General features: G+C 55.3%; 20 protein-coding genes. 9 read left to right on the top strand and 11 right to left on the bottom strand.

Going from position 1 to position 21,508, the window contains the following annotated elements; all coding sequences use genetic code 11:
• Window positions 1–246 precede the first annotated feature (246 nt).
• The 5 genes from DD586_RS20045 to ltnD all read right to left on the bottom strand — a co-directional run bounded on the left by DD586_RS20045 (window position 247) and on the right by ltnD (window position 5,708).
• On the bottom strand, window positions 247–1,620 hold the full coding sequence (locus DD586_RS20045) for a GntP family transporter (RefSeq protein ID WP_012886615.1): 1,374 nt from the start codon (window positions 1,618–1,620) through the stop codon (window positions 247–249).
• A 416-nt stretch (window positions 1,621–2,036) separates the two neighbouring features.
• The gene (gene otnI / locus DD586_RS20040) at window positions 2,037–2,819 is read right to left on the bottom strand and encodes a 2-oxo-tetronate isomerase (protein ID WP_012886614.1); all 783 of its coding nucleotides are present in this window, start codon (window positions 2,817–2,819) and stop codon (window positions 2,037–2,039) included.
• Window positions 2,820–2,821: 2 nt separating this feature from the next.
• Window positions 2,822–3,481: a 3-oxo-tetronate 4-phosphate decarboxylase gene (gene otnC, locus DD586_RS20035; protein ID WP_012886613.1), complete on the bottom strand. Its 660-nt coding sequence runs from the start codon at window positions 3,479–3,481 to the stop codon at window positions 2,822–2,824.
• A 17-nt stretch (window positions 3,482–3,498) separates the two neighbouring features.
• Complete coding sequence (otnK, locus tag DD586_RS20030; protein WP_012886612.1) at window positions 3,499–4,776, bottom strand: 3-oxo-tetronate kinase; 1,278 nt, start codon at window positions 4,774–4,776, stop codon at window positions 3,499–3,501.
• On the bottom strand, window positions 4,773–5,708 hold the full coding sequence (gene ltnD / locus DD586_RS20025; protein ID WP_012886611.1) for an L-threonate dehydrogenase: 936 nt from the start codon (window positions 5,706–5,708) through the stop codon (window positions 4,773–4,775). Before ltnD ends, otnK begins: the two co-directional genes overlap by 4 nt.
• 283 nt (window positions 5,709–5,991) lie before the next feature.
• On the opposite strand from ltnD, the gene ygbI reads away from it, so the two are divergent.
• The 7 genes from ygbI (at window position 5,992) to DD586_RS19990 (ending at window position 13,319) form a co-directional block, all read left to right on the top strand.
• A complete protein-coding gene (gene ygbI / locus DD586_RS20020) occupies window positions 5,992–6,753 on the top strand; it encodes a DNA-binding transcriptional repressor YgbI (protein WP_012886610.1) in 762 nt (253 codons plus the stop codon).
• A 431-nt stretch (window positions 6,754–7,184) separates the two neighbouring features.
• Window positions 7,185–8,504: a sn-glycerol-3-phosphate ABC transporter substrate-binding protein UgpB gene (gene ugpB / locus DD586_RS20015; protein ID WP_012886609.1), complete on the top strand. Its 1,320-nt coding sequence runs from the start codon at window positions 7,185–7,187 to the stop codon at window positions 8,502–8,504.
• Window positions 8,505–8,593: 89 nt separating this feature from the next.
• Window positions 8,594–9,481, top strand: a complete 888-nt coding sequence (gene ugpA / locus DD586_RS20010; protein WP_012886608.1) for a sn-glycerol-3-phosphate ABC transporter permease UgpA — start codon at window positions 8,594–8,596, stop codon at window positions 9,479–9,481.
• Window positions 9,482–9,507: 26 nt separating this feature from the next.
• Window positions 9,508–10,356, top strand: coding sequence for a sn-glycerol-3-phosphate ABC transporter permease UgpE (gene ugpE / locus DD586_RS20005; protein ID WP_038925730.1), 849 nt, complete (start codon window positions 9,508–9,510; stop codon window positions 10,354–10,356).
• A gap of 6 nt (window positions 10,357–10,362) precedes the next feature.
• Window positions 10,363–11,439, top strand: a complete 1,077-nt coding sequence (locus tag DD586_RS20000) for a sn-glycerol-3-phosphate import ATP-binding protein UgpC (protein WP_012886606.1) — start codon at window positions 10,363–10,365, stop codon at window positions 11,437–11,439.
• Window positions 11,436–12,179, top strand: a complete 744-nt coding sequence (ugpQ, locus tag DD586_RS19995) for a glycerophosphodiester phosphodiesterase (RefSeq protein ID WP_012886605.1) — start codon at window positions 11,436–11,438, stop codon at window positions 12,177–12,179. The genes DD586_RS20000 and ugpQ overlap by 4 nt, the downstream gene beginning before the upstream one ends.
• A 183-nt stretch (window positions 12,180–12,362) precedes the next feature.
• Window positions 12,363–13,319, top strand: coding sequence for an AEC family transporter (locus tag DD586_RS19990; RefSeq protein WP_012886604.1), 957 nt, complete (start codon window positions 12,363–12,365; stop codon window positions 13,317–13,319).
• A 90-nt stretch (window positions 13,320–13,409) separates the two neighbouring features.
• Here the strand turns inward: DD586_RS19990 and DD586_RS19985 are convergent, their stop codons facing one another.
• On the bottom strand, window positions 13,410–13,694 hold the full coding sequence (locus tag DD586_RS19985) for a DUF2756 domain-containing protein (protein ID WP_012886603.1): 285 nt from the start codon (window positions 13,692–13,694) through the stop codon (window positions 13,410–13,412).
• Between the two features lie 296 nt (window positions 13,695–13,990).
• Between DD586_RS19985 and DD586_RS19980 the strand changes: the two genes are divergently transcribed.
• Window positions 13,991–14,455 (top strand): tRNA (cytidine(34)-2'-O)-methyltransferase, encoded by a 465-nt coding sequence (locus DD586_RS19980; protein WP_012886602.1) that lies wholly within the window; start codon window positions 13,991–13,993, stop codon window positions 14,453–14,455.
• A gap of 111 nt (window positions 14,456–14,566) precedes the next feature.
• On the opposite strand, the gene DD586_RS19975 is transcribed toward DD586_RS19980, so the two are convergent.
• From DD586_RS19975 to DD586_RS19960, 4 genes are all read right to left on the bottom strand, one after another.
• On the bottom strand, window positions 14,567–15,676 hold the full coding sequence (locus tag DD586_RS19975; RefSeq protein ID WP_012886601.1) for an ABC transporter substrate-binding protein: 1,110 nt from the start codon (window positions 15,674–15,676) through the stop codon (window positions 14,567–14,569).
• A gap of 139 nt (window positions 15,677–15,815) precedes the next feature.
• The gene (locus tag DD586_RS19970; RefSeq protein ID WP_041165126.1) at window positions 15,816–16,385 is read right to left on the bottom strand and encodes a TetR/AcrR family transcriptional regulator; all 570 of its coding nucleotides are present in this window, start codon (window positions 16,383–16,385) and stop codon (window positions 15,816–15,818) included.
• Between the two features lie 474 nt (window positions 16,386–16,859).
• Window positions 16,860–17,642, bottom strand: coding sequence for a DUF3142 domain-containing protein (locus DD586_RS19965; protein ID WP_012886599.1), 783 nt, complete (start codon window positions 17,640–17,642; stop codon window positions 16,860–16,862).
• Window positions 17,612–19,813 (bottom strand): hypothetical protein, encoded by a 2,202-nt coding sequence (locus tag DD586_RS19960; RefSeq protein WP_012886598.1) that lies wholly within the window; start codon window positions 19,811–19,813, stop codon window positions 17,612–17,614. The genes DD586_RS19965 and DD586_RS19960 overlap by 31 nt, the downstream gene beginning before the upstream one ends.
• A 68-nt stretch (window positions 19,814–19,881) precedes the next feature.
• Here DD586_RS19960 and DD586_RS22085 point away from each other — a divergent pair, with 68 nt between their 5' ends.
• Window positions 19,882–20,079 (top strand): hypothetical protein, encoded by a 198-nt coding sequence (locus DD586_RS22085; RefSeq protein WP_012886597.1) that lies wholly within the window; start codon window positions 19,882–19,884, stop codon window positions 20,077–20,079.
• Between the two features lie 50 nt (window positions 20,080–20,129).
• On the opposite strand, the gene cpxA is transcribed toward DD586_RS22085, so the two are convergent.
• Window positions 20,130–21,500: an envelope stress sensor histidine kinase CpxA gene (gene cpxA / locus DD586_RS19955; RefSeq protein WP_012886596.1), complete on the bottom strand. Its 1,371-nt coding sequence runs from the start codon at window positions 21,498–21,500 to the stop codon at window positions 20,130–20,132.
• Window positions 21,501–21,508: the final 8 nt, after the last annotated feature.

Here is a 21,508-nt window from a genome sequence, read left to right as displayed (position 1 = left end):
AAGAGCCAGTAACATGAATCGTTGAAATCAATGATCAACTTAAAAAGATAGCCTTAAATAAAATTAATCATGGATGTGCTGGTTAATAAGAGTAAGGAATATAATTTGATTTGTCGAATGTAAAGTGCGCAAGGTCAAATAAAACGCCACCTGATAAGTTCAGGTGGCGTTTTTGCAATTCTGCTCGTATTTTTACAGTTTTACGTTAAAGAAAGGGGAGAACGCGCAAGCAGGAAATGATGTCGGTCAAATAATAAACCACAATATCTGAATAATCATGAAACCCACCAAACCCATAACGGTGGTCAGTACCGTCCAGGTTTTCAGACCGTCGGCGACCGACAGCCCCAGATAGCGGGTGACCACCCAGAAACCGGCGTCATTGACGTGGGACAGACCCAGCCCACCAAAACAGGCGGATAGCGTGACCAGCACCAACTGCATGTGACTCATGCCACTGACCGCCTGACTCAGTAAACCACTGGTGGTGATGATAGCCACGGTGGCAGAGCCTTGCGAGGCACGCAGCGCCAACGAGATGATAAAGGCGGCGGGAATGATGGGCAGATGAATGGCGGTCAGGGATTCGGCCAGCGCTTTGCCGACGCCGGATTCCACCAGTACCTTACCAAAGGCACCGCCAGCGCCAGCGACCATGATCACCGCGGCGGAAGTAGGAATGGCGGCGCTCATCACATCACTGATTTTGTCTTTCGACCAGCCGCGACGCAGTGCCAGAAAATAGGTCGCCAGCGCCAGGGCAATCAACAGGGCAACCGCCGGTGTGCCCGCCAGTACCATCGCTTTACGCAGCAGATTGTCGGCAGGCAGGGTGGTAGCCGCAATCGTGCCCAGCAGAATAATGCCGATAGGGATAACGATCAGGCTGGCTATCAGGCCAGCGCCGGGAACTGCTTGATGACCGGGCGCTGTGCTGGATTCCGGTAATGTGCTGGATTCTGGTTTGGACAACTGCATCTGTTCCAGCACCTCGATAGACAAGGCATAGTGGCGGCGGTTCATGCTACGAGCGGTAAAGTAGCCAACAATACTGGCCGGAATGGCGATGGCGATACCGACCATCATCAGCCAGCCAATGTCGGTACCCAGCATGGCTCCTGCCGCCGCCGCGCCGGGGTGGGTCGGCAGCGCGACATGTACTGCCAGCATCACCCCTGCCATCGGCAGGCCGAATTTTAGCGGCGAAACATGGGCGACTTTACTGAACCCGTAAATAATGGGGACCACGATGATAAAACCGACCTCAAAAAACACCGGGATACCCAGAATAAAGGCGGCCATGGTCAGCGCGGCCACGGTGTGTTTGGGGCCAAGGCTGCGGGTAAAGCGCTGTGCCAGAGATTCTGCGCCGTTGGAGGCTTCTATCATGCCGCCCAGCATGGCGCCAAGACCAATAATGATAGTGATGGAGCCCAGTAAACCGCCCATGCCGCCGGTGATGGCTTTCATGATGTTATCTACCGGAATGCCGGTAGCGAGCGCCACCATGAAACTGACAACCAGCAGCGCGACAAAAGGATGAACTTTGGCCTTGATGACCATCAGCAGCAGAATCAGGACGCCAGCGATGGCGATGGTAAGCAACAGCGCGGTAGACATAGGTTATCCTCGCAATGGGGGAAGGGTATTATTAATATCGTTATGCGTTATATACCCGTCATACTTTAAGTTGCAGGTGTGTTGGCTGCGTTACTCGGCCCATAAACGGGCCTCGCCCTTTGGGCCGCTGCAAGCAGCGTTCAAATCGGCGTATGCCGATTTGTCGTTCACCCGAATCACTTACTTAAGTAAGCTCATCGGGATTCACTCTCTTGCCGCCTTCCTGCAACTCAAATTATTTAGGGTATCAATAAGGGTGTCCCATGAATGTCTGGCGGCAATATATCTGCGTCATTTTTCGTAAAAAATGCGTAATAGAAATCCCTATACCGCCATTCATTCTTCAGGAAGCGTATTTAAAAATCTATCCCTGGTGGCAAGGCCACGGTGATAATGAATTCGGTTATTTCATTCGGCTATGACAATAAATAAGGTTTTATCCAGGTCAATCCGGCTTCGGTATTGCCACGTGGGTTATATTCACACCCAATCCATCCGGAATAACCTATTTTGTCTAATTCATCGAAAATAAATGGGTAGTTTATTTCCCCTTCATCCGGTTCATGACGACCCGGTACGGCGGCAATTTGAATATGTCCATAGCGCCCTTTCATTTCGCGTAAAATATGCGTCAGGTTACCGTCGACAATTTGTGCGTGATACAAATCAACCTGCACCATCACGTTGCTGCGGTCTATACGGTTGACCATATCCAACGTCTGATATTGGCTGGCGAGGAGATAGCGTGGCTTGAGGCCAGGATTTAACGCTTCCAACATTACGGTGATGCCGTAGGGTGCAAACAGATCGGCGGCGTAGCGAATATTGTCGATGTAGGTTTGTTGGCAACGCTGAATATCGGCATGTTCGGGTATCACGCTTGCCATAATATGTACCGACGGACACTGCAGTGCGATAGCGTATTCCAGCGCGAGCTGAATATCACGACGGGCGTCATCCACCCGCTCAGGCAGTGCGGTGACGCCCCATTCTCCGGCGGCAACGTTGCCGGGTGCGGTATTAAATAATACCTGTTGCAGTCCATACTGCTTTAATTTCTCCGCCAGCAGGTCGGCGGGATAGTCATAGGGAAACAGAAATTCAACGGCATGGAACCCGGCCTGTGCGGCGGCCTGAAAGCGGTCCAGAAAAGGCAGTTCGGTAAATAGCGTAGAAAGATTGGCGGCAAATTTCGGCATGATTAACTCCGTAATTCGGCAATTTCTTCATCCGTCAGATAACGGATGCGTCGGTCACCAAGAATAAAAATCAGTCTGGCGGTTTCTTCCAGCTCTTCCATATTGTCTGCGGCGGCGCGCAGGTCTTTGCCGGTCACAACCGGCCCGTGGTTGGCCAGCAGAAATGCCCGGTAATGCGGCGCCAGGCGGGCGAGGTCTTCCCCCAGCCGGGCATCGCCAGGGCGGTAATAGGGCACCAGCGGGACAGGGCCTACCCGCATCACGACATAGGGTGTAAACGGTCGGATCACATCCTGCGTATTCAGTCCTTCCAGACAAGATAACGCGGTGAGGTAAGCGCTGTGCAAGTGGACCACGGCGCGGCAGTCGGGATTATTCAGATACAGTGCCCGGTGAAAGCTCACCTCTTTAGACGGTTTGTCACCAGATAACCATTCGCCGTTCAGGCTGACTTTGGATAAGCGCTCCGCCTGTAATTCCCCCAGACACGAGCCGGTGGGGGTGGCGAGCAGGTTGCCGTCTTCCAGTAGCAGCGACAGATTACCGGCCGAGCCGGTGGCATAGCCGCGCTGAAAGAACGAGGCACCCAGCCGCACCATGTCTTCGCGGGCCTGTTTTTCACTTAAGGTAATATGTTCGCTTAAGGTGATGTGTTCGCTCATGCACTCAGTTCCTATTATTAACGCGTTGAGGGTGACGAGGGGGGCTGGGCGCGGGCAAAAAAGTTTTCATCGCCAAAGTTGCCAGACTTGAGTGCCAACGACAGTGGGTGATCCACCGAGGTGACCCACGGTACGCCGGGTGAAATCGTGGGGCCGATGTGGAAGGCGCGAATACCAAGCGTTTGTACGACGATGCTGGAGGTTTCGCCACCCGCGATGATAAAGCGGCGGAAACCCGCAGCCTGCAAGTGTGCCGCCACGCTGGCGAACAGGGTTTCTACCGCGCGACTGCTGGCGGCGGCACCATACTGTTGTTGAATAGCACTCAGCGCTTGCGGTTCAGCGGTAGCGAACAGCAGGGGTGCCAGCGTGTCATCCCGATGGGCGATCGCCCAATCGGCGAGTTCACGGGCGTAACGTTGCAACCCGGCTTCGCTTGCCAGACAGCGCGCGACATCCACTGCCTGACTGGCCGCCTGCTGTCGATAGCATGCCACCTGTTGGTTAGTCATCACCGAGCAGGAGCCGGAAAGCACCACCGCCGGGCCGGGTTGCGGCTCGCCTGCATTCGTCGCCGGGCGTGCGTCGGCACCTGCCCAGACGCGCGCCAGTCCTATCGCCAGCCCGGAGCCACCGGTGACCAACTTCATCGTTCGCAGCGCCTCGCCCTGCGTCAGTAAATGCTGTTCGTTTAGGGTGTCTAACACCGCGTAGCGGCAGCCTTGTTCACGCAGTTGCGTCAGTTGCTGTTGCACCGCGGTGCTACCTTGCTCCATCACACGATAAGGCACCAGTCCGCAACGTCCGCGCGCCTGGCGTTCCATCAGCCGTAGCAGGCTGCTGTCGGTCATGGGTGTCACCGGGTGATGGCGCATACCGGAGTCGGATAACAACTGGTCTATCACAAACAGGTGGCCCTGATACACGGTGCGACCGTTGACCGGCAGCGCCGGGGAAATCACCGTCATCGATTCGCCCAGCGCGTCCAGTAGCGCGTCGGTTACCGGGCCGATATTACCGTTTGCCGTGCTGTCGAAGGTGGAGCAGTACTTGAAGTAAAACTGCTGACAATGCTGTGCCTGTAACCATGACAGTGCGCTCAGGGAATCGTCGATGGCTTGCTGCACCGGACAGGATCGCGACTTGAGGCTGATGACCACCGCCTGCGCCTTCACCTGATAATCCGCCGACGGTACGCCGTTGAGTTGTACCGTCGACAGGCCGTTTTGCACCAGAAAGCTGGCGATGTCGGTGGCACCGGTAAAATCATCTGCGATGACGCCCTGGGTAATCATGCGTCCTCCCGTGGTTGTGGACATTCTTGTTGTGGCAGTTCGATACCACTGAAAATCTTGATCACCGCGCTGTCGTCTTCTTTACCGAAACCGGCGTTGCTGGCGGCGGTAAACATGTTGAACGCGGTGGAGGCCAGCGGTAGCGGGAAGTGCAACGATTTGGCCGTGTCGGTGACCAGGCCCAGATCCTTGACGAAGATATCGACGGCAGATTTTGGCGTGTAGTCACCCTCTACCACGTGTTTCATGCGGTTTTCGAACATCCAGGAATTACCCGCGGCGTGGGTCACCACGTCATACATCACTGACAGCGGGATACCGGCGCGGGCGGCCAATGCCATCGCTTCGGCACCAGCGGCGATATGTACGCCCGCCAACAACTGGTGGATGATTTTTACTGTCGCGCCGAGGCCAATCTCTTCTCCGATACGGTACACCTTGCCCGCGACGGCATTCAGTACCGGCTCCAGCTTCTCAAATGCGTCGTGGCTACCGGATGCCATTACCGTCATCTCCCCGGCAGCGGCTTTGAGCGCACCGCCAGACACCGGCGCATCCAGCATCAGTAATTGGTGTTCCGCCAGTCGTTCGGCAATGAGTTTGGCGTCCTGCGCTGAAATGGTGGAAGACACCATGACCGCGGTGCCCGGTTTTAGCTGTGCGGCGACCCTGGCCTCGCCAAACAGAATACTGTTGACCTGTGCGGCGTTAACCACCAGCAACACGACCGCATCGAGCTGTGCGGCAAAGTGGTCGATCCTGCTGTCGGCTTGTTCTGCGCCTTCCTGACGCAGCCGCTCTAGCGCGTGCGGGTTGATGTCTACGCCGTAGGTGGTTAATCCGGCGCGAATACAGGAGACGGCGGCACCGAATCCCATGGAGCCGAGGCCGATCACGGCGACAGCATACTGTGCGGGGGTCTGTGGGTTCATAGAGCGTTCTCTGTTAATTTTAGTGATATTTTGTTGTAATGTGTTAAATGTAGGCGCTTGTCAGCGGTAATGCGGTGACTGATGTCACATAAATTAACGCCAATGGAAAATACGAAGTCGGCCGGGGTGATGGACATGATGTGGGCATACAGAGGGAATGTTATGCCCTATTGGCGCTGGATGTCGGTGAGCGCATAGTTTGCGACGTGAATTTATGATAATTATCGCGCTCGGCACAGGGTAAAATCACAATAGTTATCACAGCAATTAACAGGAGCAGGGAGTGATACCGGTAGAACGCCATCAAAAGATTTTGTCACTGATAACTGAACGTGGTGTGGTCAGCATCAGTGAGCTGACGGACATGCTGGGCGTATCGCACATGACGGTGCGACGGGATGTGCAAAAGCTGGAACAGGATGGACTGCTGCTCAGCGTGTCTGGCGGGGTACGTTCGCCGGAGCGGTTGGCGATGGAGCCTTCTCATCAGGATAAGTCAGTGATGTTCAGCCAGCAGAAAGAGGCGATTGGTCGGCTGGCAGCGCAGCAGATCCCGCACAACAGTTGTATTTACCTGGATGCGGGCACCACCACGTTGTCGCTGGCGCGCCAGTTGGCAGAGCGGGATGATTTACTGATTGTGACCAATGATTTCGCTATCGCCGCGTTGCTGATCGAATCCAGCCAGTGCCGCATGATCCACACCGGCGGCACCCTGTGCCGGGAAAACCGCTCCTGTGTGGGTGAGGGCGCGGCGTTGGCTCTGCGTAACCTGATGATTGATATTGCTTTCGTTTCTGCTTCCTCATGGAGCCTGCGTGGCTTGTCTACCCCTAACGAAGACAAGGTATCGGTGAAACGGGCAATTATCGAAGCCAGCAGTAAACGCATCCTGCTCAGTGACGCTTCCAAATATGGCCGTATCGCCACCTGGATTGCCACGCCGATAACGGTGTTCGACAGCGTCATTACCGATAACGGGCTACCCGTCGCTGCCAGAGAAGCACTGGGCAAGATGGGGGTAACAGTGATGGTGGCCGGGTGATCCTGGCGAACGGTCTGTTGATTGGCCTGGGTAATTAGGCATCGCCGTTACTCTTCAGGCCACAGACGTGCTGGCGGCGGCTCACGTTTTACGGTGTCGTTTGTTGTGCTCAACAGTGATGGGGATCATGCCGACTATGGCTGATGGCTACGGTGATGATTCTCACCAACGTACTGATTAAAAAATAAAATTCTATTACTGACCTTTCGACCTTCCCCCGTTCCCTTTCCTTGAATGCAATCGTATGCACTTGTCATTTGGTTGTCACATTGTGGTTATTTTTCTGTCATCTGCGCGTGTCATGTTACCTGCCGAATATAAAACGCGCTTTTTCGCTCATGGCGCTAACAACGAATCAGTACTTACAAACGATCATTACTTACAAACGATCAGTACTCACATCAGTACTCACCATGATCTCAGGAGACAGCATGTTTCAGCACGCTATCCGTAAAACTGCCGCCGTCGTCATTATGGCGTTAGCCGCCAGCGCACAGGCGCAGGCCGCTACCGAAGTCCAGTTCTGGCATTCAATGGAAGGGGAACTGGGTAAGACCGTTAATTCTCTGGCTGACCGTTTCAACCAGACACACAGCGACGTCAAAATCGTTCCGGTGTACAAAGGCAACTACGAGCAGAGCCTGGCAGCGGGTATTGCCGCATTTCGCAGCGGTAACGCCCCAGCTATCCTGCAGGTGTATGAAGTCGGTACGGCGACCATGATGGCCAGCAAGGCTATCAAGCCGGTCTATCAGGTCTTCAAAGACGCGGGCGTGCCGTTTGATGAGAGCATTTTCGTGCCGACCGTTTCCGGTTACTACTCCGATGCCAAAACCGGTCACCTGCTGTCTCAGCCGTTTAACAGCTCAACGCCGGTGCTGTATTACAACAAAGATGCCTTCAAAAAAGCCGGTCTGGACCCCGAGCAGCCGCCGAAAACCTGGCAGCAGATGGCTGATTACACCGCCAGGCTGCGCGCTGCAGGCATGAAGTGCGGTTACGCCAGCGGCTGGCAGGGCTGGATTCAGATTGAAAACTTCAGTGCCTGGCACGGCCTGCCGATCGCCACCAAAAACAATGGTTTCGACGGCCTTGATGCGGTGCTGGAGTTCAATAAGCCGATTCAGGTCAAGCATATTCAAATGCTCGAAGACATGAACAAGAAAGGCGACTTCACCTACTACGGCCGTAAAGACGAACCGACCGAGAAGTTCTATAACGGCGATTGTGCGATGACCACCGCGTCATCCGGTTCGCTGGCGAATATTCGTCAGTACGCCAAATTTAACTACGGTGTGGCGATGATGCCGTATGACGCCGATGTTAAGGGTGCGCCGCAGAACGCCATTATCGGTGGTGCCAGCCTGTGGGTGATGAGCGGCAAAGACGCGGCGACCTACAAAGGCGTGGCGGAATTCATGCAGTTCCTGTCTACACCGGAAATCGCCGCTGAGTGGCATCAGAAGACCGGCTATCTGCCGATTACCACCGCCGCTTACGAGCTGACCAAAAAGCAGGGTTTCTATGACAAGAACCCCGGTGCGGATATCGCCACCCGTCAGATGCTGAACAAAGACCCGCTGCCGTTTACCAAAGGGCTGCGTCTGGGCAACATGCCGCAGATTCGCACCATCGTCGACGAAGAGCTGGAAAGCGTCTGGACTGGTAAGAAAACCCCGCAGCAGGCGCTGGATGCCGCTGTGGAACGCGGCAACGTACTGCTGCGTCGCTTCGAACAAGCGAACAAGTAATCGCATTCCGGGCCGAAGGGATTCGGCCACCCCTGTTTTTTCCTGAGAACCCTGTTTTCTGAGAATTCTGTTTTCTGAGAGCCTTGTGCATGAGTGCTTCCCGTCCTGTTTTTGGCCGCAGCCTGTTGCCTTACCTGCTGGTGCTGCCGCAACTGGCTATCACGGTGATTTTTTTCCTCTGGCCAGCCGGGCAGGCGCTCTGGTATTCGGTGCAGAGCGTCGACCCGTTCGGCCTGTCCAGCCAGTTCGTCGGGCTGGCGAATTTCATTAATCTGTTCCACGACAGCTATTACCTTGGATCGTTTTACACCACGCTGCTGTTCAGCTTTTTGGTGGCGGCCTCGGGGCTGGTGTTGTCGCTATTTCTGGCCGCATTGGTGGATTACACCCTGCGTTTTAGCCGCCTATACCAGACGTTGCTGATTCTGCCTTATGCGGTTGCGCCCGCGGTGGCGGCCGTACTGTGGATGTTTTTGTTCAACCCCGGTCTGGGGCTGATTACCTGGTTATTGCACCAGTTGGGCTATGACTGGAACCACGCGCAGTACAGTGGTCAGGCGATGTTTCTGGTGGTGCTGGCGTCGGTCTGGAAGCAAATCAGCTACAACTTTCTGTTTTTCCTCGCGGCGCTACAGTCCATTCCCCGCTCGTTGATTGAGGCGGCGGCGATTGATGGTGCCGGGCCGGTACGCCGTTTCTTCAATCTGGTGCTGCCGCTGATTTCACCGGTGAGTTTTTTCCTGTTGGTGGTCAACCTGACCTACGCCTTCTTCGATACCTTCCCGGTTATCGATGCCGCGACTGGCGGCGGGCCGGTTCAGGCGACCACCACGTTAATCTACAAGATTTACCGCGAAGGGTTCGCCGGTCTTGATCTCTCCAGTTCGGCGGCGCAGTCGGTGGTGCTGATGCTGGTGGTGACCGTGTTGACGGTTATCCAGTTCCGCTTTGTCGAGCGTAAGGTGAACTATCAATGAGCCAGTTTGCAATCACAGGCAGCCGCATGATTGAAAACCGTCGCGGGCTGGATGTCTTCAGCCACGCCATGCTGGTCGTCGCCATTGTGGTGGTGCTGTTCCCGCTGTATGTCGCGTTTATCGCCGCTACCATGAGTCAGGAACAAATGTCACAGGTGCCGATGTCGCTGCTCCCCGGCGGCCACCTGTGGGAAAACATGGTGTATATCTGGCAGCACGGTGTGGGCGACAACAACAGCGCGCCATTCGGCCTGATGCTGTTTAACAGCTTTGTGATGGCGCTGACCATCACCATCGGCAAAATCAGCGTCTCGATGCTGTCAGCCTACGCCATTGTCTATTTCCGTTTCCCGTGCCGTAACCTGTTCTTCTGGATGATCTTTTCCACCCTGATGTTGCCGGTGGAAGTGCGTATTTTCCCGACGGTGGAGGTGATTTCCCACCTGAATATGACCAACAGTTATGTCGGGTTGACCCTGCCGGTGATGGCGTCGGCTACCGCCACGTTTCTGTTTCGCCAGTTCTTTATGACACTGCCGGACGAACTGCTGGAGGCGGCGCGTATCGACGGTGCCAGCCCCATGCGCTTTTTCTTCGACATGGTACTGCCGTTGTCTAAAACCAATCTGGCGGCGCTGTTTGTCATCACCTTTATCTACGGCTGGAACCAGTATCTGTGGCCGCTGTTGATCATCAATGACCCTCGTTTGGGTACGGCGGTAGCCGGTATCCAGAGCATGATCGCCACCGGCGATACCGCTACCCCCTGGCATCAGGTGATGGCGGCGATGCTGATGACGATGTTACCGCCGCTGTTGGTGGTTTTGCTGATGCAACGCTGGTTTGTTCGCGGTCTGGTTGATAGTGAGAAATAAAACCCTATGGCATGCTTAAAACTTCAGGCCGTCACTAAATCCTACGACGGCAAAAATCAGGTGATTCGACCGATTGATCTCGACGTGGCGGACGGCGAATTTGTGGTGATGGTGGGACCGTCCGGCTGCGGTAAATCGACCCTGCTGCGCATGGTCGCCGGTCTGGAACAGACCACCAGCGGCGATATTTATATCGGCGATGAGCGCGTGACGGATAAAGAACCCAAAGATCGCGGTATTGCGATGGTGTTCCAGAATTACGCGCTCTATCCGCATATGAGTGTTTACGACAACATGGCCTACGGCCTGAAAATTCGTGGCTTTGGTAAAGAACAGATTCGCCAGCGGGTGGATGAAGCGGCGCGTATTCTGGAATTGCAGCCGTTGTTGCAACGCAAACCGCGCGAGCTGTCCGGCGGCCAGCGTCAGCGCGTGGCGATGGGGCGTGCCATTGTGCGCGAACCATCGGTATTCCTGTTCGACGAGCCGTTGTCCAACCTTGATGCCAAACTGCGTGTGCAGATGCGTCTTGAGCTGCAACAACTGCACAAACGACTGAAAACCACCAGCCTGTATGTCACCCACGATCAGGTGGAGGCGATGACGCTGGCTCATCGCGTGATTGTGATGAATAAAGGCGTGGCGGAGCAGATCGGCGCACCGGCAGAGATTTACCGCAAACCGGCATCGCTGTTCGTCGCCAGTTTTATCGGCTCGCCTGCGATGAATTTGTGGGCCGGGCAGGTGAGCGCTGACGGTAACCGGGTCGAGCTGTCGGCGGATTTTTCGCTGCCGTTGCCGGTGGCGAAACCGGAATGGCAAGGGCGTTCGGTGACGCTGGGCATGCGCCCGGAGCACATTGTGCAGTCCACCGCCGAGGCCGGTGGCGTACCGCTGGTGGTGGACACGCTGGAATTGCTGGGTGCGGATAATCTGGCGCACGGCAAATGGGCGGGGCAGAATATCGTGGTGCGCCTGTCGCACGAGCATTGTCCGGCGGTGGGTGAAACCCTGTGGCTTACTCTGCCGACGGTATCCTGGCATATATTTGATTCGCAAAGCGGATTACGGATGGAAGCATGACCCCGAACTGGCTTTATCCTGCTATCGTCGCCCACCGTGGCGGTGGTTCTCTGGCACCGGAAAACACACTGGCGGCGATTGATGTTGGCGCGCAGCATGGTCACAAAATGATCGAGTTCGACGCCAAGCTGTCGCAGGACGGGCACATCTTCTTGTTGCACGACGACACGCTGGAGCGCACCAGCAACGGCTGGGGCGTGGCGGGCGAGCTGCCGTGGGACAAATTGGTCGGGCTGGACGCCGGCAGCTGGTACAGCAGCCAGTTTCAGGGTGAACGCCTGCCGTTGCTGTCTGAAGTGGCGAAACGCTGTGAACAGTACGGCATGGCGGCCAATATCGAGATCAAACCGACGACCGGCTGTGATGAGCAGACCGGCCGCGTGGTGGCGCTGGCCGCCCGCGAGTTGTGGCGCAACCACCCTGTCGCGCCGCTGCTGTCGTCGTTTTCGGTCGAGGCGCTGGCAGCGGCACAGCAGGCCGTGCCGGAGTTACCGCGTGGTCTGCTGCTGGATGAGTGGGAGGATGACTGGCGTAATCTGACGACACGGTTAGGCTGCGTCTCGATTCACCTCAACCACCGCCTGCTCGATGAAGCACGCGTCAGAGAGTTGAAAGACGCTGGGCTGCGTATTCTGGTGTATACCGTCAATCAGCCCGATCGAGCGCGTACCTTGTTGCAGTGGGGCGTTGACTGTATCTGCACCGACCGGATAGATTTGATTGGACCGCAATTTAATTAACGTCGGCGGGTATCGTCTGTCCTGACAGCGTATAACGCCGACCCATAAATCGGCGTGTTTCGTCAGGCGTTTCCTGTATGACCTCGGGCTATGTAGCCCGCTCCCCGGTAAGGCGTCATGCCTTACCGTCGTGACCCGCCATCAGCCTTCGCCTGAGGAGTAACGCCTTATTAAGGAAGGGCGATGCCCACGTTTATTGTTTCTCTTTGGCACCAGATTTTTCTTTCTCTACCGCTGTTTGTGCTGATTGCGCTGGGGTATGCCTTGATCCGTTTCGGCGACTGGTCGTCCACGGTGACCGATGCGCTGAGTAAATTCGTTTTTTCCGTAGCGCTGCCCGCGATGCTATTTCGCATGATGTGCGACTTTTCCAAACGACCGTCGGTGGATGCCCGGTTGCTCATCGCCTTCTTTGGCAGTTGTCTGCTGGTATTCATTCTGGGTCGGGTGGTGGCCAGTCGGGTATTCCGGCTGGATGGCGTTTCCGGCTCGGTGTTTTCGCTCAGCGGTATCTTCTCCAACAACGTGATGCTTGGCCTGCCGATAGCCACCCTGATGCTGGGGCCGCAGGCGGTTCCGTCCGTGGCGCTGGTGCTGGTGTTCAATGGCTTGATTTTATGGACACTGGTGACGGTGTCGGTGGAGTGGGCGCGTAACGGCTCGTTGTCGATGCAGGGGTTTACCAAAACGGCGCTCGGCGTGCTGAAAAACCCGCTGATCATCGGCATTTTGTCCGGTACGTTTTACAGCCTGACGGGTTTGCCGCTGCCGGATGTGGTGGACAAGCCGATAGGCATGCTAGGGCAAATCGCCGTCCCGTTGTCGCTGATAGCGCTGGGGATGGGGCTGGCGGAATACCGCATCCGTGACGGGTGGCAAATCAGCGTGGCTATCTGCCTTATCAAACTGGTGGTACAACCGCTGGTGGTGTGGGGGTTGGCGCTGGCATTAGGACTGCCGGAGATGGAAACCCGTGTGGTGGTGCTGCTGGGGTCGATGGCGGTGGGCGTGAATATCTACCTGATGTCCCGGCAGTTCAATGTATTGGGTGGCCCGGTTGCCGCCAGCCTGCTGATGTCGACCGCGCTGGCGGGGGTGACCACGCCGTTGATCCTGACGCTGATGGGCGTGAGGGTCTGACACAGGCTCAGGCCGCTGGCCTGCACCTGTCAGTGCCCGTCAGGCTATTTCTTGACGGGCACTGACGCCTATTCGGTGATCGTGGCGACATCAGTAGTTGCGGTTGGTATTGCCGGGGGCGGATTGCTGAATGCGCTGGCGATTTTGCTCCAGTTGCTGTTGCAACTGTTGCTGTTGTTCACGGCTGCGCTGCTGAATTTCCTGATTGAGCTGTTGCTGCTGGAATTGTTGGCTTTGTTGCATCTCCTGTAGCAGCCGCTTCTGGCTGCTGATGCCATTTTCAAATTGCTGTTGCTGGGGTGAGATGGGTTGTGTAGCGGCCTGGGCCAGCAGCGGCAGGCTCAGCAGCCACATCAGGGAAGGCAGTACTCTCATAGCTCCTCCGGGGGAAACGACGGCCTTATCAGGTTCTATTCTAGCGGTTAATGCAAGCCGCGTCTGGTTTTCGCCGACAGATCGGACGATGTGTGATGCCGGTCGTTGCTGGGGTATCGACAAGGAATAAGCTATACCCGTCATACTTCAAGTTGCAGGTGTGTTGGCTACGTTCGCTCACCCGAATCACTTACTAGAGTAAGCTCATCGGGCTTCACTCACTTGCCGCCTTCCTGCAACTTGAATTATTTTGGGTATATACTGACGCCCACCTTTTTTCGTGCCTGACTTTAATCATGTTTCATATTGCACTCTATGAGCCGCAGATTGCACCCAACACCGGCAATATTATCCGTCTGGCGGCCAACAACGGTTGCTCGTTGCACCTGATCGAACCCTTGGGTTTTGATTTCGAGGAAAAAAAGCTGCGTCGTGCCGGGCTGGACTACCACGATCTGGCGAATGTCAGCCGTCACCGTAACTATCAGGATTTTTTGCAGGCAGTGGCAGGGCAGCGGATTTTCGCCTGCACCACCAAAGGCAGCCGTCCTTACGATGAGCCTGACTATCAGCCGGGTGATGTGCTGTTGTTTGGCTCGGAAACCGCCGGTCTGCCGGATGAAATTCGCAATGGTTTTGCACCGGAAAACCGCATCCGCATTCCGATGGAGCCGAATTGTCGCAGCCTGAATTTGTCCAATTCAGTGGCGATCATCAGTTACGAAGCCTGGCGTCAGAATGGGTTCGGCGGCCGCCGCTGACTGACTACGCATGCCATCGGGGAACATGCTATTTCGCCCGATGGCATGCAGGATGGATGACTGTTTAACTGCCGCGTTGATACCGCCATCTATCACGAAAAGCGTGTGTTTTTAATGCGCTAAGGCTTCACGTGGGTGTAAGCCTAACCATCCCGGTGAGGGCTCGCCTTTCACTTCTCCGAAGTAAAGTGCCATCTGTGAGCGGAAGCGTTCCACGGCTGCTCTGTCCTGCATGAATTTCGCAAAAGCGTCAGGATTGGTGTTTTTGTACTCCCAGATAGGCTTATAACCTTTTGGTGGGGTCACATCTGTTCTGACGGACCACATGTACCAGGTGTTTTGTTGTGTCTCTTTGTCCGTAAGCCAGTTGAGATAGAGCTTGGCTGCGTCAGGATGTTTGGCTCCTTTCATGATGGCCGCCCGCTGAGCCCAGGATACGAAGGGATCATGCTGTGGGAGTACGAAACGCGAATGTGCTTTTTCATCCGGTACCAGGCTGCCGTCGGTTGAGAAGGTCGCTACTGCCTTGCCGCTCTCAACGTCATCGGCAGGCGCTTGCGTACCTCTGACTAACTGCGGGTTCTGCTCGACAAATTTCTGAACGTATTCCCAGCCGTATCTGTCTACGACCTGTTTAAACCAGAAAAGAACAGCATCATCGTCGTTTGGCCAGGTGACGACAATTTTTCCTTTAAGTGATGGATTTAAATAATCGTTAGCTTCTCTTGGCCACTCCTTTTCAGGCAGGGATTTTGTGTTAACGACATTTGAGAACGCGTCCACAAAAACACCTGTCCATGCACCGTCTTGATCCTTGAACGTCGGATAAATCTGGTCCCATCCCCTGGGCTTATAGTTCAGGAGCGCACCTTCCTGTTTCCAGCGCGGGTAATCCTGTAGCGTTTGCAATTGAACCACATCAGGCACCAGCGTGCCGGTCACCAGTTGGTTATCAATACGTGCATCGTGAAACTTGCTGTAATCCACGATGACGTTGAGTTTCATACCAGGAAACCGTTTTTCAAACGCGGCTTTGATGCCATCCTGCTGACCTGCCGTGTCGCCACCGGCATAGACGGTGACTTCGTGGCCTTCTTGCAATGCGCGTTGGTAAAGTTCGTCAAGGGAACGTGTCTCGGGCGATACGGCGGCATGTGAAACGCCTGCGATAAGCAGAAGTGACAGCGTGCTTATGTTCAGATAGTTAAATTGCTTTTTCATGCATGAACCTCTTTTAAGGTAAATAAATCCGTTATAAAGCAGCTACTTGATTATTCTGTTTCCAGAATATGGCGCGGCCGGACCTGACCAGTGAAAGGCCCGGCATAGTTCTAAAAATTTTTATGGGAAAACAGTCCGATTACGGCGTCTGGATGATGGAAAGAAAAACGCGCTCGGTCATGAGTTCATCTGGTTTTTCTGTGCCGTTGCTGAGAAGACTGCGCAGTAACCAGGCATCGGTATAAGCCACTACGGCATCCGCCTGTTTCGCATTCATACGGAAGTGCTGTTGCAGAATCGCACTGTGCGTTCGGACCCATTCCATCGCACTCTCTCTTAGCCGGGGTCGTGCAACGGCGGCAACGAAAAGTTCATATTCGCTCAGGAGCCGCGCTTGCTGCTGCATCGTCCAGCAAAGAAACCGGGTTAACTGAACTTCAGGCTTGTCCGGTGGGCACTCACTGAACCACTTCAGCGTCTGCGATTTAAAATTTTCTACAGCCTTTCTGATAACGGCATCGTGCAGATCGTCAAGAATTCTGAAATGCCAGGTAATGGTACCGGGTGAAATACTCAGCTCAGCGGCGATAGCACGTTGAGTGCAGGCGTGTAGCCCGCCGTCCCGAATTATTTCTGATGCCGCTTCCAGAATGCGTTCTTTGGTCTGTTCGCTTTTGGCCCGTGACGCATGCTGCTGTCTGGATTTCATATCATCAATCATCCAGGCGATCCGCTCGCGTCATCCATAACATGGCGGCCTCCACAGGTACGGAACCGCGACAACTGACTGACAAGATTTTCATTATGTTTTCTTGGGTTGAATGCAAATCATGGCGTCAATATTAGCGGGACGGTGAAACAGTAAAATCCCCTCTGGTTGAAGGTGTCCTTCAGATTTACTGAAAAAGTGATTGGAACGAAAATCTCGTTCATTGCACAGTTAAAAGATTATTTATCTTTTTAATGTGACATTAAAACGTTATTCAAAATATTAAACTAAAAACCGTACATTGGAACGAGTAAGCGTTGTCAATAATTTATTCAGTAAGGCGGAATCAGGGGCGATACCCTGGAATGAGGAAGTGGTTTTCTGTGCGATCGACACGACACAATACGATACGACAGGCAGGCGAATTGGCTGAAGGCTTAACCGCGTGAACCTCATCTGGATCAGCGGTGCCGATCACCACTGATGATGAGAGGCAAGGATAGGGGTACGACGCGCGGGTGTCGGGTTAAGCAGGAACACCACTTCGCCCCGGTAGAATGGCGATGATGCCAGCCGCCGCTGCCACTGTTCATCCCACTTGCCGTGTTGTACCAGCCCGAGCCGGAACGGCAAGGTCAGGCGCAACAGCGCAGGCAGATACGCGGTGTAATTCTCCACCGTGTGCCGCCCTTGATAGGTTTGCACCACGATTTCATCCACCACACCGCTCAGGCGATTAAGCTGTCGGACGTCGCCGGTTTTGGCCCAATCCAGCAGCCCGGTAACGCTTAACCGGCAATCGGGCGGCAATTGCTGGCGCAACGCCTGTAAAAATTCAACGTAATGGGAGAGGTGGTAGCTTTTGGCGTCGAAATCAAGCTGGATGCCATCAAGGTGATTACCGGCGGCGGCCCAACGCTGTCGAAGATGTAACAGGCGTTGCCACCCCGATTTGTCCAACTGCAATTCAGACACCCGAAACGACAGCCACAGGTGTTTGACCGGTAGCGTACTGACTGGGATCCCCTGGCGCAGAAAAACGGTTTTGCCGTTCCGGCGGGCGATTTCCCCCTGATGCAGGTAAAGCGTATCGGCCTGAGCGAGCACCGGTTGCGGCTGTACCGCCGCCCATAACCAGAACGCGTGATAACGGGCGGCGTCAACGGTGGCACCGTAGGCGGTGATACTCAGGCACAGCAGGCTTGTCAGCACAACAGTACAACGGACTACCAGTAGTATTTGAGCTGTCGCGCCCATTGGCTACCTTTAAACTCGGTTTTGAGCTGTCGGAACCACGCTTTGCGGGTTTCCTTGCTGATATCCTGCGAACCGCAGTCGTTATAGCCGCTGGGCGCGTAGCAATAAATAGCGCGGTAGATCGCGTAGCTCTTGTCTTCCGCTGGGGCTTTCGCGTCGGCAATCACTTGCATGTAATTATCCAGACGGTTGAACTCCTGGCCTGGATAATAATCGGTGGCATCCGTCAGGCCGTTGAGCATATTGCTTTCACCCCAATCGAACCCCACGCCGTTGCCAGTACGCAGGAAGAATTCACCCATACAGTTGAGCGCGTGGGCGTCGTTGGCGTTATGGCTCAAGGCTATGACCGTTTCCTGCAAGGTGGGGCATTCATACCCCTCTTCGGTATCGCTGCCGTCCCAGTTAAACAGCGTCAGATCTTCTTCATTCCAGCTCATGTTTTCCGTGCTTTTCAGCGGTGCGATGACTTTCAGCAATTCGCTGTCTTTCAGGAAACCGGCGTAATCGCGGTGTGTGAGCTGTTTGGTGAGCAGTGTGTGCAGGGCGATGGCGCGCTCTTCCGGCGTTTGTTGCGGGCCGGTCTGTCGGTGCAGCAGATCGGCATCGGCGCTGACTTTCAGAATGGCAGAGCGAAAACGCAGGTTTTTGACCGGGCTTTCGGGGGTGAAGACCCGCTCCGGATGGCCGCTATCCACCAGCGTTTGTGCCAGCGCCAGTTGCAGATATTGCTGCTGGGTGTAGGTGGTTTTCAACGTCAGCAGGTGACGCCAGTGTGCTTCCGCGTCATCCCACTGTTTCTGGCGTTGCATCGCCAGCCCGCGCAGCACCTGACTGCTAAAGGCGGTCACATCAGAGATATCCTTTGCGGTGGTCATCGGCAGGGTTTTGAGCACTGCTGCGTCGTCCCGCAATTGGTAATACTGAAACGCCGCCTGCAGGTAGTGAAACGCGTCCTGCATCCCGGCTTTTTCAAACAGCGGTTGCTGACGGGTGATTTCTTCCTGCGTCAGAGCGGGTAAGGTCATCCAACCGTCAGGGCTGCGCAGGCGTTTGATATCCTGCACCAGCATCAGGATGGGCGTATCGGCTGAGGACACAAAACGACTGTCTTCCAGCAGTTTGTTGTCAATTTCGTTGCCGATGGTTTGCAGTTGCTCCACGCTGGTGGCCGATGCCAGCGCTTTGCTAAAACGCCGGGCCAGCGCAATGGTATCACCGCTGATCCACTCGGCGCGGCGGTACAGACCTTCCGCGGAGTTGGCGTATTTCCCTTGTGGGTACTGCTTCAGGTAGTCATCGATACGCTGCACCGCCTGTTGCCCGGCTGCCTTATCCATCTTGCGCGGATCGAACATGTTGTACTCGTCCTGCGCGTCTTTCATCGCCTGATTAATCGACACCCGAATCAGCATATAACGTGCGGTTTCCGCCACCCACGGCTGGTCGGCTGGCAACAACTGTTGGAAGCCCTTGTCGGCCTGATCCAATTGTCCGTCATAAAATGCGGTGGCGCTGATGAGGTAGCGCCGCAACTCGCCGGCGTGGCCCGTCTCCGGGACATCGGCCAGATCGGCTGTCGCGTTATCCAGGATGTAATCGCTGGATAACATCCTCGTTCTGACCAAGGCTAACTGGGTACGCTGGGCGTCGCTCAGCGACTTATCCGCCAGCAGCAGGTCGAAAAAACGCTCAAGTGTGGTGAGGTCGTTGGATATCCAGCGGCCATCCAGGTCGACGGGCGTCAGATCGCGCAGTTTGCCCAACTCGGTATCAGGGAAATGCAACTGAACCGCTTTTTGCACCAGTGACGCATTCTCGTCGTTGGCTTTATCATCCGAAGGTGCGCCGGGATCGGCTGCGGTGTCGGCGTCAGTGCCGTCGTCATTGTCTTCGGCTGCGTCGAGCCCCATCACACGGTACGCGGTGAACGGGTCGACGCGGGAACGGGTTTGATCCGGCTCCGGCTGTGGGATAGGCAGCGGAATATGGTTATGGCTGCTTTGCAGCAGCATGAGATTGGTACGGGTGTCGTTATCCGGCAAGAGGTAAGGAAGTGCGGGCATACCGCAATCAGCATCGGAAAAACCGCATACACCATCACCGGAGGCATACGCTGACATTTGTACCAGAGTGGCAATGAATCCAGCCAATAAGGCTAATCCTTTCATGTCCTTTTCCTGTGCAGGGTGTCAGGCAACATCAAGAACGTATCCATCAAACATGTGTAGGTTCATGCATGACTGAAGGGACAAACAGCATGGCCAGCGGGCAGTCTGGTTTGTTGGCAAGTCAGGGCCTGTGGCACTGGTTTACACTCTACCCGACCACAGGAAAAACTCAATTGGTTGACGGTCTGGATGTGACAACGGGCGCGCTACACCGCGCCCGAAAACCGTCACACACCGGAACTGAGCAGCTACTCTTCTCCACCTAATCTTGATGCGCTTGATGCGCCCTTGATACGACTCAGGCTGACAAAACATCTTAACGCTGGTAGAGCGGTAACCAGAGTGTGAGCTGTAAACCGCCCAATGGGCTTTCGTCAGCTTTGGCCCAGCCACGATGTTGAGTCAGCGCCGTTTCAACGATAGCCAGCCCCAGACCAGTACCGCCGGACTCCCGGTCACGGGCTTCATCAGTACGATAGAAAGGGCGGAAAATTTGCTCCCGATCTTCTGCGCTGACACCCGGGCCATCGTCACCGACGACAATGGTCACGCCCTGAGCATCGACCGAGAACGACACGGCGATGTGGCTGTGCGAATAGCGTAACGCGTTGCGCACCACATTCTCCAGCGCACTGTCGAGCGCAGTGGGGTTGCCGAACAACGGCCACGGGCCCGGTGGTGATAATACCTCCAGCGTTTTGCCCATCTGTTCGGCTTCAAAGCGGGCGTCGTCCAGCACATCGTTCCACAGCTCATCCGCCTGTAGCTCTTCGCGTAACAATTCATTCTTATGCTGGTTGCGGGAGAGCACCAGCAAGTCGTTAATCATACCGTCGAGACGCTGGGTTTCGGTTTCGATACGGTTGAGTTCGTTGCCTTCGCCCTGACGGCGGCGTAATAGCGCGGTCGCCAGTTGCAGACGGGTTAACGGCGTGCGCAACTCATGAGAGATATCGGATAACAGGCGCTGCTGCGCGGTGACCATGCGCTCGAGCGCGCTGACCATCTGGTTAAAGCTGGCACCGGTCGCCCGGAATTCCTGTGGGCCTGATTCCAGTTCCGGGTGCTGCTTCAGGTTGCCGCGCGCCACGTCATCGGCGGCGTTTTTCAGTTTGCGCGCTGGTTTCGCCAGGCTCCAGGCCAGCCACAACAACAATGGCGAACTGGTGAGCATGGTGACTATCAGTAACAACAGCGGGCGGTCAAACAGCAGGTTGATAAAATCGGATTGCGGGCTGCTGGCGGGACGCAGCATGTACATCAGGTAGCTGTCTTCACCATCGCGTACAGCGAACGGCCCCAGTAACTCCTGCCGACCGTATTTTTTCTTTTGCGGGAAATCTGCGCTGTCGGACTGGCCGATGAAATTGCGCACCATCTGCATTTCATTACGCTGAGCACCTATCACACGCCCTTCGCTGGTAACCAGCAGCAGGCGCTGGCCCGGCGGCGCCCACTTTTCGATCACGCGAAACAAGCGACGCCACCACAGCAAATCATTGGCGGGATCGCTCGCCAGCTCGGCTTCGATGTGCTGCTCCAGCATTAACCCCTGCCGCTGTTCGTTTTCCAGCAGCGGGGTCAGTTGCCGTGAGTCCAGTTTCGGCAACATCAGTACCAACATCAGCACCAGTGCCAGCGTCAGCCAGAAAATAGCGAAAATACGGGCGGTGAGGCTGTTTATCATGCGATGGC

Source organism: Dickeya parazeae Ech586, assembly GCF_000025065.1.
Taxonomy (GTDB): domain Bacteria; phylum Pseudomonadota; class Gammaproteobacteria; order Enterobacterales; family Enterobacteriaceae; genus Dickeya; species Dickeya zeae.
Note: the sequence above shows the minus strand (reverse complement) of the source record. Positions and strands in the feature narration are given on the sequence as shown.

Excerpts from the sequence above, each read along its gene's own strand:
- DD586_RS20045 (WP_012886615.1), bottom strand. The coding sequence starts at position 1,620 with ATGTCTACCGCGCTGTTGCTTACCATCGCCATCGCTGGCGTCCTGATT.
- otnI (WP_012886614.1), bottom strand. The coding sequence starts at position 2,819 with ATGCCGAAATTTGCCGCCAATCTTTCTACGCTATTTACCGAACTGCCT.
- otnC (WP_012886613.1), bottom strand. The coding sequence starts at position 3,481 with ATGAGCGAACACATCACCTTAAGCGAACATATTACCTTAAGTGAAAAA.
- otnK (WP_012886612.1), bottom strand. The coding sequence starts at position 4,776 with ATGATTACCCAGGGCGTCATCGCAGATGATTTTACCGGTGCCACCGAC.
- ltnD (WP_012886611.1), bottom strand. The coding sequence starts at position 5,708 with ATGAACCCACAGACCCCCGCACAGTATGCTGTCGCCGTGATCGGCCTC.
- ugpB (WP_012886609.1), top strand. The coding sequence starts at position 7,185 with ATGTTTCAGCACGCTATCCGTAAAACTGCCGCCGTCGTCATTATGGCG.
- ugpA (WP_012886608.1), top strand. The coding sequence starts at position 8,594 with ATGAGTGCTTCCCGTCCTGTTTTTGGCCGCAGCCTGTTGCCTTACCTG.
- ugpE (WP_038925730.1), top strand. The coding sequence starts at position 9,508 with ATGATTGAAAACCGTCGCGGGCTGGATGTCTTCAGCCACGCCATGCTG.
- DD586_RS20000 (WP_012886606.1), top strand. The coding sequence starts at position 10,363 with ATGGCATGCTTAAAACTTCAGGCCGTCACTAAATCCTACGACGGCAAA.
- ugpQ (WP_012886605.1), top strand. The coding sequence starts at position 11,436 with ATGACCCCGAACTGGCTTTATCCTGCTATCGTCGCCCACCGTGGCGGT.
- DD586_RS19990 (WP_012886604.1), top strand. The coding sequence starts at position 12,363 with ATGCCCACGTTTATTGTTTCTCTTTGGCACCAGATTTTTCTTTCTCTA.
- DD586_RS19985 (WP_012886603.1), bottom strand. The coding sequence starts at position 13,694 with ATGAGAGTACTGCCTTCCCTGATGTGGCTGCTGAGCCTGCCGCTGCTG.
- DD586_RS19980 (WP_012886602.1), top strand. The coding sequence starts at position 13,991 with ATGTTTCATATTGCACTCTATGAGCCGCAGATTGCACCCAACACCGGC.
- DD586_RS19975 (WP_012886601.1), bottom strand. The coding sequence starts at position 15,676 with ATGAAAAAGCAATTTAACTATCTGAACATAAGCACGCTGTCACTTCTG.
- DD586_RS19970 (WP_041165126.1), bottom strand. The coding sequence starts at position 16,385 with ATGAAATCCAGACAGCAGCATGCGTCACGGGCCAAAAGCGAACAGACC.
- DD586_RS19965 (WP_012886599.1), bottom strand. The coding sequence starts at position 17,642 with ATGGGCGCGACAGCTCAAATACTACTGGTAGTCCGTTGTACTGTTGTG.
- DD586_RS19960 (WP_012886598.1), bottom strand. The coding sequence starts at position 19,813 with ATGAAAGGATTAGCCTTATTGGCTGGATTCATTGCCACTCTGGTACAA.
- DD586_RS22085 (WP_012886597.1), top strand. The coding sequence starts at position 19,882 with ATGACTGAAGGGACAAACAGCATGGCCAGCGGGCAGTCTGGTTTGTTG.
- cpxA (WP_012886596.1), bottom strand. The coding sequence starts at position 21,500 with ATGATAAACAGCCTCACCGCCCGTATTTTCGCTATTTTCTGGCTGACG.